The sequence below is a fragment of the Thalassotalea sp. PLHSN55 genome (assembly GCF_052030545.1).
Lineage (GTDB): Bacteria > Pseudomonadota > Gammaproteobacteria > Enterobacterales > Alteromonadaceae > CANMXU01.
This window is the reverse complement of sequence record NZ_JBPDIH010000002.1, coordinates 64420-77291: the sequence shown is the minus strand read 5'-3', so window position 1 is coordinate 77291 and position 12872 is coordinate 64420. Positions and strand designations below refer to the sequence as shown.

10 protein-coding genes and 1 other RNA gene are annotated in these 12872 nt (G+C 40.6%); 7 read left to right on the top strand and 4 right to left on the bottom strand.

The genetic code is table 11. The features are described 5' to 3' along the window. Window positions 1-236 precede the first annotated feature (236 nt). Entirely contained in the window at window positions 237-1775 is a 1539-nt protein-coding gene (locus tag ACRRSQ_RS03530) for a DUF1800 domain-containing protein (RefSeq protein WP_440874323.1), read from the top strand. Between the two features lie 3 nt (window positions 1776-1778). After that, window positions 1779-3080 (top strand): DUF1501 domain-containing protein, encoded by a 1302-nt coding sequence (locus tag ACRRSQ_RS03525; RefSeq protein WP_440874322.1) that lies wholly within the window; start codon window positions 1779-1781, stop codon window positions 3078-3080. A gap of 82 nt (window positions 3081-3162) precedes the next feature. On the opposite strand, the gene metK is transcribed toward ACRRSQ_RS03525, so the two are convergent. Further along, window positions 3163-4350: a methionine adenosyltransferase gene (gene metK / locus ACRRSQ_RS03520; RefSeq protein WP_440874321.1), complete on the bottom strand. Its 1188-nt coding sequence runs from the start codon at window positions 4348-4350 to the stop codon at window positions 3163-3165. A gap of 273 nt (window positions 4351-4623) precedes the next feature. On the opposite strand from metK, the gene ACRRSQ_RS03515 reads away from it, so the two are divergent. Then, window positions 4624-5784 (top strand): porin, encoded by a 1161-nt coding sequence (locus tag ACRRSQ_RS03515; protein ID WP_440874320.1) that lies wholly within the window; start codon window positions 4624-4626, stop codon window positions 5782-5784. Window positions 5785-6052: 268 nt separating this feature from the next. Here the strand turns inward: ACRRSQ_RS03515 and murI are convergent, their stop codons facing one another. The 3 genes from murI to ACRRSQ_RS03500 all read right to left on the bottom strand — a co-directional run bounded on the left by murI (window position 6053) and on the right by ACRRSQ_RS03500 (window position 7583). Next, window positions 6053-6874, bottom strand: coding sequence for a glutamate racemase (murI, locus tag ACRRSQ_RS03510; RefSeq protein WP_440874319.1), 822 nt, complete (start codon window positions 6872-6874; stop codon window positions 6053-6055). 125 nt (window positions 6875-6999) lie between these two features. Next, window positions 7000-7181, bottom strand: a non-coding RNA gene (gene ssrS, locus ACRRSQ_RS03505) — 6S RNA. A 93-nt stretch (window positions 7182-7274) separates the two neighbouring features. Next, the gene (locus tag ACRRSQ_RS03500; RefSeq protein WP_440874318.1) at window positions 7275-7583 is read right to left on the bottom strand and encodes a cell division protein ZapA; all 309 of its coding nucleotides are present in this window, start codon (window positions 7581-7583) and stop codon (window positions 7275-7277) included. A gap of 236 nt (window positions 7584-7819) precedes the next feature. On the opposite strand from ACRRSQ_RS03500, the gene ACRRSQ_RS03495 reads away from it, so the two are divergent. The 4 genes from ACRRSQ_RS03495 (at window position 7820) to ACRRSQ_RS03480 (ending at window position 12550) form a co-directional block, all read left to right on the top strand. Next, entirely contained in the window at window positions 7820-8389 is a 570-nt protein-coding gene (locus tag ACRRSQ_RS03495; protein WP_440874317.1) for a UPF0149 family protein, read from the top strand. Window positions 8390-8415: 26 nt separating this feature from the next. Then, entirely contained in the window at window positions 8416-9750 is a 1335-nt protein-coding gene (gene pepP / locus ACRRSQ_RS03490; RefSeq protein WP_440874316.1) for a Xaa-Pro aminopeptidase, read from the top strand. A 179-nt stretch (window positions 9751-9929) separates the two neighbouring features. After that, window positions 9930-11138, top strand: coding sequence for a 2-octaprenyl-6-methoxyphenyl hydroxylase (gene ubiH, locus ACRRSQ_RS03485; RefSeq protein WP_440874315.1), 1209 nt, complete (start codon window positions 9930-9932; stop codon window positions 11136-11138). Window positions 11139-11302: 164 nt separating this feature from the next. Then, window positions 11303-12550, top strand: coding sequence for an FAD-dependent monooxygenase (locus tag ACRRSQ_RS03480; protein ID WP_440874314.1), 1248 nt, complete (start codon window positions 11303-11305; stop codon window positions 12548-12550). Window positions 12551-12872: the final 322 nt, after the last annotated feature.

The following is a 12872-nucleotide window of genomic DNA, read 5'->3' as shown; positions in this document are numbered from 1 at the left end:
TTTTTATTGTTCAATTTTTACTTTAACTACTGCAATCATTAAGTTGAAGAATTGTTACTTATTTGGAAAAAGTACTTTCATCTTGTGTGAATTGCCTATAAATTGCTCCAAGTGAAGTAGGAATAAATTGGATTTATTTTGATTTTTTTTAGTAAAAGTCAACTACTCACCGCCTTTGTTGTATTGAATAAGCCCCCACAAATATCTAGCTTAATCAAATAGAAGGAAACAAATGGATGAGTGTTATAACAAATCGTGAACAAGCGGTTAAGTTTTTATACCGCGCGACGTACGGTCCAAAACAGGGTGATGCAGAAAATTTATTAGCAATCGGTGAAGATGCGTGGTTTGAACAACAATTTAACTTGCCGGTAGGCTCTCATGCGCAAACGCTAATAGAGTTCTCTGCCGCCAGTTGGACTGGCAGTGGTCATGAATTTGCGCCTGAGATGCGCAATAGTGCTTGGTTATACAACAGCATTGCCGGAGAAGATCAACTAAGACAACGGATGGCGTTTGCGTTAAGCCAAATCTTTGTTGTTGGTGGTGTTGGTAACTCGGTAACCGGGCAAGCACAATACTATGATTTACTGCTTAATCATGCCTTTGGCAACTTTCGAGATTTACTCTCTGCAGTGACGTTAAGTCCAATGATGGGGCGTTATTTAAGCCTTGCTTGGAGTAAAAAATACAACGAAGCTAATAACTCTTTTCCTGATGAAAACTACGCCCGTGAAGTGATGCAACTGTTCACCATCGGTTTGGTTGAATTAGATAAGAAGGGCCAAGAAATACTCGATGAAAATGGCAATACTATTCCTACTTATGGCCAAAATGATATTGAAGAGCTTGCTCGGGTATTAACGGGCTGGCGCGTTTCAGGCTGGATTGATCCTATGTACGCACAAGAAAATGATCATGACTTTGGTGAAAAAGTGGTCATGGGCAAAGTCTTTCCCGCCAATCAAACTATGGAACAAGATCTTAACCAAGCACTTGATTTACTGTTCAACCATAAAAATACTCCGGTATTTATTGCCAAGGCGTTGATCAAACGTTTCACTTTAAGTAACCCAACTTCTGGTTATGTGAAACGTGTTGCCAATATATTTATAGATAACGGCCAAGGCGTTCGCGGTGACATGAAAGCGGTGCTAAAAGCGATTATGCTTGATTGGAATGTGATCGCAGGTTATGGCGATAATACCGGCATATCAGGCAAGCAAGTGAAGCTCCGCCATTTTGGCAAAGCAAAAGAGCCATTAATGGTGATGACTAATTTTTGTCGTGCCCTTGATGTCACCAGTCGAGATCCATCACGTTGGTGGGATCCATGCTTTTTACGCAATGGAAAAATGGGCCAAGCGCCATTAGAGGCACCGAGTGTTTTTAACTTTTATTCACCCGATCATGTACCAGAAGGGGAGTTTAGTGAAAAAGGCCTGACCGCACCTGAATTTGAACTGTTAACCATGGAGAACTTACTTAATATTTCCAATAACATGCTCGATAAAATCATTATTGATGTATGGGGCGATGATATTAAAAACTATGACTGGGACCAAGGCGTTTTTCTTGATGTGATCAGTCAAGACGACACCTATCTTAACTACCTCAATGAACGAATTTTCTTTGGCCAAATGCCACAACCGCTTGAAGACTACTTAGCCAGTACATTAGCTGATATGTCATCACGTGGTTTAAGTGATGCACAAAAGCTTGAAGATACCCTTTTTATTATTCAATGTTCACCAGAATTTCGTTGTCAGGAGTAAGTCATGAAAGTTTCACGTCGTAATTTTATTAAAGGTAGTGCCGCGATTGGCGCAACTTCTGTTGCCGGTTTATCGAGTGTTAAACTTGCTCATGCAGCCACCACTGATTATAAAGCCATGGTTTGTATATTTTTAGCGGGCGGTAACGACAGCTACAATATGGTATTGCCAACGTCAGAAGCCGAATACGCACAATACCAAGGTATTCGAAATCATATGGCCATTGCCGAGCAAGATATCATCCCGTTAAACATCCAAACTGACAATAGTGTTAGCCTAGGTTTGCACCCAGCGATGCAAAGCTTTGCTGATATTGTTAACCAAGGTGATGCGAGCGTATTGGTGAATACCGGTCAACTGGTAGAGCCGACCGCCGGCAATGCCAATGTGCAACTACCTGAAAAGTTAATGTCGCATAACTCGCAACAGGAAATGTGGAAGTCTGGCGCCTTAGAGTTTCATAACAGCTTTGGTTGGGCGGGGCGTATGGTTGAAGACATGCACTTACCAGGTAATTTGCCGCCGTTATTGTCGTTAAGTAGTGAGCAAAAATGGCTACGTACCGAAAATGGCGCAAAGCAATTTGTTCTATCCAGTAATGGTGCCGGGCAATATAAGCGGATGACCACAGATAAGCTTAATGGCATGTTGCGTCATATGGACGAAAGCTACGATAATATTTTTATGGATAGCTACGCCCAAGTCATGAAAAATAGTTTCAACCGCAATGAAGCGTTAAAAGAGGTATTAGATGACGCGCCAGCAATAGGTGAGTTCCCTAGTAGCAATTTAGGGCGAAGCTTAGGTACCATTTCAAAACTTATTGCTAGCAGAAGTCATAGTTTAATGGGGCATAATCGCCAAGTGTTTTATGTAACCTTAGGTGGCTTTGATACCCATACCGGGCAGCTAAATGCACATAACGGTTTATTAGCGACCTTATCTGATGCTATGGCGGCATTTTATAGTGAAATGCAGCGTCAAGGCTTATCAGATAATGTCACCACGTTTACCATGTCTGATTTTGGTCGTCGGATCACACCAAACGCTTCAGGTACCGATCATGGCTGGGCAGGGCATCAATTAGTGATGGGCGGTGCGGTTAAAGGGGGTAAAGCCTATGGTAATTGGCCTGATTTAACCCCAGGCGGAGCGTTTGATTATAATAATGGTCGTGTTATACCTGATACGTCCGCTGATCAAGTGTGTGCTAGTTTAGCTAAATGGTTTGGTTATACTCAGCCAGTTGAGTCGTTATTTAACTCACTCAATAACTTTACTGATAAAACCATCGATTTTATTTAGCCAATACAGTGAATAAAACTTAGCAATAAAAAAGCCGACGTAATGTCGGCTTTCTATTATTTTCTTTGCGGCTTTGACTGAATTAAAGACCAGCAGCGGCGCGAAGTGCGTCAGCTTTATCGGTTTTTTCCCAGCTAAAGGCGGTGAATGTTTCATCGCCAACGGTCATTTCAAATGGTTCACGACCAAAGTGACCATATGCGGCTGTTTGACGGTACATCGGGTGAAGTAAGTCTAACATTTTAGTAATACCGTATGGGCGAAGGTCAAAATGTTCACGCACCAATTCAACTAATTTTTCTTCGCTTACTTTACCTGTGCCAAAGGTTTCAATTGAAATAGACGTTGGCTCTGCAACACCAATAGCGTAAGACACTTGAATTTCACAGCGATCAGCAAGACCGGCCGCAACAATGTTTTTAGCGACATAACGACCTGCGTAAGCAGCGCTGCGATCAACTTTAGATGGATCTTTACCTGAGAAAGCGCCGCCACCATGACGAGCCATGCCGCCGTAGGTATCAACAATAATTTTACGACCAGTTAAACCACAATCACCTACTGGGCCGCCAATAACAAAACTGCCGGTTGGGTTGATATGGTATTTAGTATTTTCTGTTAATAATTCTGCCGGTAATACGTGCTTGATAATGTTTTCCATTACCGCATCAAACAAATCTTCTTGCTTAATGTCTGGGTTATGCTGAGTAGAAAGCACAACTGTATCAATAGCAACAGGCTTGTTATCTTCGTATACAAAAGTCACTTGGCTTTTTGCATCAGGGCGTAACCAAGGTAAAATACCTGATTTACGTGCTTCAGCTTGGCGCTCAACTAAACGGTGTGAATAATAAAGCGGCGCAGGCATTAAGGTTTCAGTTTCGTTAGTGGCATAACCAAACATTAAACCTTGGTCACCAGCACCTTGTTCTTCAGGCTTAGAGCGGTCAACACCTTGGGCAATTTCTTGCGACTGTTGTCCGATTAAATTCATAATGCCACAGGTTTCACCGTCAAAACCAACATCAGATGATGTGTAGCCAATATCGCTGATCACTTTACGGGTTAAGTCTTCTAAATCAACCCAAGCTGATGTTGAAATTTCACCAGAGATAATAGCAACGCCAGTTTTAACCATAGTTTCACAAGCAACACGGGCGTGTTTATCTTTAGCAATTATCGCATCTAAAACCGCATCAGAAATTTGATCGGCAATTTTATCTGGGTGACCTTCAGAAACAGACTCTGAGGTAAAAAAGTGAGTAGACATAATCCCTCTAATAATAAATTGATTAACCTACTTACATGCAGGCGTGGTGAAAATTTTTGCTAATTCTACTCTGATAAAAATTATTTTTCTACCTTTTTATGTCTAGACGTCTAAATGTCTTAAATTTATTTATTTAAGATCATCATCACTCTAGTTTGTAAATATAATAGTTACAAATGCGCGTACAAATGAAACCTGACTTAACATTATTAACATATAATAGAACTTACATATCCAATAAACTAATTTGAAAATATAAATTAGGATAAAAACATGATAAATACTAAGTGGAAATTAACTGCAGCGGCAGTTGCAGCGGCATGTATGTTAACACCTGCGCAAGCAGTTGAATTGTACAATGATGGTAAAACAAAGTTTAATGTGAACGGTGATTTATCCGTTTTTTATCTTAAAAGCGATGGTGTTAGTGAAGTAGGTGATGGTTTCTCTCGCTTCATGTTTGATATGTCACGCGAATTTGATAATGGCTGGACTGGCTTTGGTAAAATAGAGCAAGGTATTGCTTTATCAAACACCGACAATAAACTAATTGTTAACCGTAACGGCTTAACTAGCACAGGCCCTTCCGGCGATCATACATGGTTGCGTCAAGGTTATGTAGGTATTGCTAATGATACATACGGTAGCTTTAGCATGGGTAAAATGTTCAGTGTGGGTTACAAGGTAACTGGTGGCACTGATATTTTTGAAATTTTTGGTTCACAAGCTGCGGGTATTTATAACTTTGGCACTGATGGTGGTTTCTCAGGTACAGGTCGCGCGGAACAAGCCATTCAATACAACCTAGACTGGAACAAGTTCTCATTTGGATTACAGTTCACTGCATCAGGCGATAACCAAATTGATGTAAATGACAACGAAGAGACAGGTCCTTCAGCAACAGTAAATTATTCAGACTCTTACAGCTGGTCAGTACTTTATTCTCCATTAGAAAAAGTTAAAGTTGGTGTTGCTTATAACAAAGCGAATGTTGAATTTAATGAAGATTTACAACATTTGGTTGAAGTAGCTGAAGTTGAAGACGAAATGACATCAGCGAGCATTACTTACGGTAGTTACCATAACCGTGGTTTATACATGTCTTGGGTATTCTCAGATATGAAAAACCATGAAATCAATGACGAAGGTAAGTTAATGACAGAAGCTTTTGGTTCTGAACTTTACGCTTCGTACCGTTTTGAAGGTCCTTGGGCGTTAGTGGGTGGTTACAACTCATTGAAAGATAACTCAGTAGCTACAAACGGTTCAAATGAAAGCAACTATCACTTAAAGTATGCAATTGTTGGCGTAAACTATTTCTTTGATGATGATTTTTACCTTTACTCAGAAGCAAAAATCAATGACTCAGAATCGTCTACTGGTAGCGATTACGATGAAAACGCCATTGGTTTTGGTATCAAATACAACTTCTAAACCTAGCTAACAATCTAGTAAGCAATTTAGATGTGAGTTAATTGTTTTAACCTCTTTGTAAGAGGTTAAAGCAATTATTATCATTCAATTTCGTCGTTCTTATTTTACTGCTTTATCGAAGAAAGCTTCACTTCAGATCTTGTTTTACATTTCTCTATTGTCACAACTTCCTCTTAATGTGACTCACTTTCCGTATTAAGTTATAACACGTATTTTTTCTTGGCTACACAAGCAATAAACAATCTAACACACGAAAAATCAACAGCCCCTAATCGTTTGTTGGTAGTTTTTTCAGCTCAACAGGTTGTTGCCACAGCGTATTGATTAATTGCTGCTGCTCTGAGTTTGCTAGTGAAGAGTAAAATTGATGCTTAGGAATATACGGCTGAATTTGCAATTGTTGATGAAAAACCAACATGCGTTTAAGCTGCGAGGTGACTGGCGCAGCAGTTTCAACCAAGTCGATATCCATGCCTAAAATCTGACTAATTTTTTCGCCAAGAAAAGGGTAATGGGTGCAGCCTAAAACCAGTTTATCTATTTTTTGCGTAATTAGTGGCGACAAATATTGGCGTAGTAATTGTTCGCACTCGGTTGAGTGAATACGATTTTTTTCGACAAGTTCAACTAAGCCTGGGCAGGGCTGAATGAAGACTTCACTGCCATTTTTGTGTTGCTCAACCAGGGCTTGAAAACGTGGATTTTCTGCGGTTGCTTTAGTGACTAAAATGCCGACTTTTTGCTGCTTACTTGCTTTCGCGGCAGGTTTTATTGCAGGCTCAACTCCGATAATGGGGATGGTTAATCGTTGTCTGAGCTGAACAATTGCATTAACGGTGGCGGTGTTACAGGCAACGACAATAGCTTTTACCTTTTTTTGCACAAGAAAGTCCGCCAACGCATTAACGCGTTGTTGAATAAAAGCGACTGATTTTTCCCCATATGGCGCGTGCAAGGTATCAGCAATATAAATTAACTGTTCGTTAGGCAGTTGCTGAGCAATACATTTGGCAATAGATAAACCACCAACACCTGAGTCAAAAATGCCAATAGCACGATGAGCAGAAGATGACGGTTCAGATAAATTCATAAATTAATGCAGGCTTTTAAACAGGGAATAACTAGCGTTTATATGGGGGTTTGTGATGAAAGTAAAGCGGCTTTTTGTTTTAAGCGTTTTTAGCTTAGTAATAAAAGCATGAAAAAAGAAAAGTTAACGCTTCCAGAATGCCGCAGCTCACAATAGTCCTGAACACCGTGTGTTCAGGGCGGAAATTGCACATCAACCGTAGGCTTCCCGATACGAGTCGGGCTTGCACAAAAGCTAACGATTTACTTCCTAAGGTAAAACTTATCGGCTCAGGGACATAGTTCGCACACAAACATCCCAGAAGACGCAGGCATTATACCTAATCTGTGCCAAGCAATTAAGTCTTTTCTTTGCTGGTATGAGCTGTTTGCTGATTTAATAGGCGCGCTAAGTTTAAAAGTTAAGCGCGTTTGTTGTTACTAGGGTTAAGGGCTTGTTCAAAGCTTGATTGTAGTAACTTGATTTTGTTTTTGTTTTCAAGTTTTTCTTGGGCGAGTTTAGCTTTAACTGTGGCTAATTCATGGGCCAGATTTAGCGCCGCCATAATCATCGCTTGTTCAGAAGAGGTGACCGCGCTGCTTTTTCCCATCAGCTCGGCTCTATTATTGACTTCGGTTGCGGCAGACAATAGCGCAGACTCTTGTCCTTTTGGACAAGCGATTCTTAATTTGCGCGCAGCAATGGTTACATCTAAAGTGTTTTTAGCCATTTGTCTTTTGCTTTAATCCATTAGTAAAAAATTGCGTATTGGCTAACAGTTTCATTTATATAACTTTAATTTTGCTAAATGCCAAGAATAGTTATCGCACTATAACGGTGCGCATCGGCAGTTGCAAGCGGATTCTTAATTTTATAGTGACTTTCTTTGCAATGATCTTTCTGGCATCAAACCTAGGCCAGTGTTAGGATAAGCGACATTATTACTTGCTATTTATTTGGTTATCTATGAACGAAGAAACCACGCTTGATTTTGCTTCGGTACAAGCAATTATTACCACTGAAAATGTGAAGCTTCACGCGAGTGAACTTCATGGCGTATTAACCGGCCTTATTTGCGGCGGTTACACCTTTGAAGGTGATGACTACCTCGCTATGATTAACGATCTTTTTAATAACGGCGAAGGTATGCCTAATAAAATTAAAGTAATTGTTAAGCTGATGTTTAACGACGTTTGGCAAAACCTATTAGACGACTCATACGGTTTTCAATTAATGCTGCCAGATGACGACGACTCGATTGCCGAACGTGGCAATGCGTTAGGTGTTTGGGTGCAAGGCTTTAACTTAGGCTTTGGTCTGCAACAAAAAAATAATGCCGTTTTATCTGACGATGTTAAAGAAGTGCTGACCGACTTTGGCGAAATCGCCAACTTGTCTGAAGAAGTTGAAGAAAACGAAGAAACAGAGCAAGCTTATTACGAAATTGCTGAATATGCGCGAATTTCTGCTTTATTATGCTTTACTGAATTAGGTACACCGCCTGAGAAAAAAAGCACCAATCATACTTTGCACTAAGCATTTAAAGAGCACAGAACCCGACTATGATCAAACACACGCTGTTATCGGTTAACGACTTTCGCTTACGCCGTGAGAAACTTTTTGCATCCTTGCCTGACAATTCAATTGCTGTTTTTGCCGCAAACAATGAAGTGACACGTAGCAACGATACCGAATACTTATTTTGCCAAGACAAAAATTTTTATTACCTCACCGGCTTTAACGAGCCCGATGCTTTATTGGTGATGGTAAAGTCAGCGCAAAATAGCTGTTATTTATTTTGCCGTGAAAAAGACGAGTTACAAGAAGTGTGGCATGGACGACGTATTGGCCAAGAAAATGCGAAAGCTGACTATGGCTTTGATCACGCTTATACCCTAGCGGATATTGAACAAATGCTGCCAGAACTGATTAACGGCAAAGCCGCCTTATACTATTTACAAGGTGCTAATCCGTCGCTTGATTTACAAGTGGCAAGTTGGTTAAAACAGGTTAAAGCCGGCAGTCGCACAGGCAACAAAGCACCACAAACGCTTGTTGATGCAAAACCTTTACTTGATGATATGCGTTTATTCAAATCAGAAAATGAATTAACGATTATGCGCCAAGTGAATGTCATCAGTGGTGGCGCTCATCAACGTGCTATGGAAAAGTCTGCAGTGGGTAAATTTGAATATCAAATCGAAGCTGAAATTTTACATGAATTTGCTCGCCATGGTGCACGATTTGCGGCCTATAACTCGATTGTTGCTGGTGGTGATAACGCCAATATTTTGCACTATACCGATAATTGTGAAGTGCTAGCGGATAACGATTTATTGCTTATTGACGCAGGTGGTGAACTTGCCGGTTATGCCGCTGACATTACCCGTACTTTCCCGATTAATGGCAAATTTACTGACGCTCAAAAAGCGATTTATCAACTTGTACTCGACTCACAAATTGCAGCAATCGAAGCGATTAAGCCGGGTTGTAACTTTGCTCATTTAAATACGTTGGTGGGTGAAATATTAACCACAGGTTTATACGATTTAGGCATTTTACAAGGTGACTTAGCTGAGTTAATTAACGAAAACGCATGTAAAAAATACTTTATTCACGGGCTAGGGCACTGGTTAGGTTTAGACGTACATGATGTTGGCGATTATCAAGCGAATGATAAACGTGAACAATTGCGTGCTTTTGAAACCGGCATGGTCATGACAATTGAACCCGGTATTTATATTCCTGCAACCGACGAAAGTGTTGACGCAAAATGGCGTGGTATTGGTGTGCGAATTGAAGATAACATTGCGGTAACTGATCAAGGTCATGAAAACCTAACGGTAAATGCGCCAAAATCGGTTCACGATATTGAAGCATTAATGGCGAGAAGCTAAAAGCGGAAAGCTTCAAGTTAGAAGTGGAAAGCTGAAAGTTAGAAGTGGAAAGCTGAAAGTTAGAAGCTACAAGCGGAAAGTTAAAAGCTAGAAGTGGAAAGCTGAAAGTTAGAAGCTAAAAGCTAGAAGTGGAAAGCTACAAGTAAACGGCAGACTAAAAAGCAATTGAGAAGGCGTAAGTGACTGTTCAACATTTTGACATTGTAATTTCGGGTGGAGGTTTGTCGGGCGCGCTTACCGCGTTGAGCTTGGCTGACCTAAAAGATAACAACGGCAAGGCGTTATCAATTGCCATTATTGAAGCAAATCCTATTTTAACTGATGCTTCCCTAACTTTTGACGATCGTGTTTTGGCATTATCCCATGGTAGTGCTGCTTATTTAGCGCACGTTGGCGCGTGGCAGTTTTTACAAAAACACGCTCAGCCGATTGAAACTATTCATATTTCTGATCGTGGTCATTATGGCAAAGCACGAATTGACGCCAAAACCGAGCAAGTGAATGCTTTAGGTTATGTGGTTGAAATGGCACTTATTGGTCAATCGTTACTTCGAGCATTAGAGCCAAAAACTAACATTACTTGGTTCGCCCCCGATCACATTAGCGACATTAACTGGCAGCAAGAACACGTTAACATCACCTTAGCATCAGAAACTCAGTTATCAGCAAGGCTTTTACTTGGTTGCGATGGCGCGCAGTCGGTATGTCGAAAATTTGCCAATATCAGCAGTAGCATTAGCGATTATCAACAAGTTGCCTTAATTAGTAATGTTAGCACCGCTATCGCTCATCAAAGTGTTGCTTATGAACGCTTTACTGAATTTGGCCCTATTGCTATGTTGCCGTTAACCGATAATCAGTGCGGTAAAAATCGTTGCTCACTGGTGTGGACATTGCCACCAGAGCAAGCAAAGCAAATAATGGCGACATCAGATGAAGACTTTAAACAAGCGCTTGAACATAATTTTGGTAGCTGGTTAGGCAGTATTAGCCAAGTAGGTAAACGTGATATTTATCCGTTAAAACTGGTGCAAGCTAACGAGCAAGTTTTTCATCGCATGGTATTAATTGGCAATGCATCTCACACCATTCATCCAATTGCAGGACAAGGTTTTAACTTAGGGCTGCGTGACGTGGCTGAGTTTGCAGCGTTAATGAAATCGGCACTTGAAAACGACCAAGACTACGCACAATTTGCATTGCTGAGCCAATATGCACAATCGCGTAAACAAGATCACCAAAGCGTGATTGGCTTAACTGACTCGTTAGTGACACTCTTTTCAAATCAACTAATGCCACTTGTTGTTGGCCGAAATATTGGCTTAAAAGTTTTTAATTATGTAAAACCGCTAAAAAGTGCGCTAGTTAAGAAAACCATGGGATATTAGCCAGAAGCTAAAAGCTAAAAGCTAGAAGTGAAAAGTTGCAAGTAACAAGCGACAAGCTCGAAAGTGGAAAGCTGCAAGTAATAAGCTGCAAGTAATAAGCTGCAAGTAATAAGTTCAAAGTGATAAGAACCAGCCATCTCGGCGATATTGGAAAATAAACAAAAATGCAAAAATTTGATATTTTAATTGTTGGTGGCGGCATGGTTGGCTTAACGTTAGCCTTGTCGATTCGAAAGCAAACTACACTTACCGTTGCCATTGTTGACACCAATCCTATTGCCGAGTTATCAAACGAGCCAGAGGTGCGTGTTAGCGCGATTAATAGTGCCAGTAAGCAAATTTTTGACAACCTAGATGTATGGTCGTTAATTAGCGAACAACGCTTGCAACCCTACCAACATATGCATATTTGGGATAAAGCCGGCTATGGAAAAATCGACTTTGATTTAGCGCAGGTGCAGCAATCTATCGCAACTGAGCAACTTGGTTTTATCATCGAAAATAACGTCATTCGCAATGCATTGTGGCAACAAGCACAAAACGATCAAGGTATTCGTTTTTTTACCCAAGAGCTATTAACCAACATTGCCGTCGGCGACAGTGAAGTATTCGCCAGTTTTACACAACAAGCGCCTATTATGGCTAAATTATTAGTGGGCGCAGACGGTGCAAATTCTTGGGTGCGAAAGCAACTCGATATGCCAATGACCTTTCGAGACTACGACCACCATGCGCTCGTTGCCACGGTGAAATGTCCGCAAGGTCATCAAAATACCGCTTGGCAAGTTTTTTTACCTACTGGGCCTTTAGCCTTATTACCATTATTTGAAGATGACTTATGCTCGATTGTTTGGTCGACTTCACCACAAGAAGCTGAGCGCCTTAGCGCTTTACCTGCTGAACAGTTTGCCAAAGAACTCACCGCAGCAAGTGATGGTAAATTAGGAAATGTTGAATTAGTGAGCGAGCGATTTACCTTTCCATTAACCATGCGTTTTGCCCAAGATTTTGTTAAAGAGCGAGTTGCCCTTGTTGGCGACGCTGCCCACACCATTCACCCATTAGCAGGACAGGGCGTTAACCTAGGTTTGCTTGACGCTGCAGCACTTGCTCAAGTTATTGCTGACAAGGTAAGCGAGCAATCACTAAGTCAAGACGGTAATTTAGCGTGGGCAAGCAGCAAAAACTTAAACCACTATAATCGTTGGCGTAAAAGTGAAGCCAGTGAAATGATCGCGGCAATGGAGTCGATTAAACAGTTATTTACGCCACAATCGGCAGCGCCCAAAATACTACGCGGCATAGGTATGAGTGTTCTAAATAAATTAACACCGGCTAAAAATATATTAATTAAACAAGCGCTTGGTTATAAAGGGCAACTGCCTGAACTGGCGAAGCAACCGTTAGATTAACTTCAGCGTTATTAGCGGTTATCACGTTTGCTAAGTTCGAGATATTCCCCTTTGAAATACACTGCGTAATTTCATCAATATTGATAATGCTCACTATAGTTGAGCATTATGATCCTAGCGGCAAAAAATAAATATCAACAAAGCACATTTTATAACGACTGATTTTATATTTAATTTTCAATAACACTCGTTGTGAAAATTATATTCGGAATAGTTATTTATGTTGGTTTTAAATTTGAGTTTTGTCACTTTCTTGGTTGAATGGCTGAATATTCAACGCTATAATCCTGTCACTTTTTGTAAACCTTCTGTTTTAGTTTTG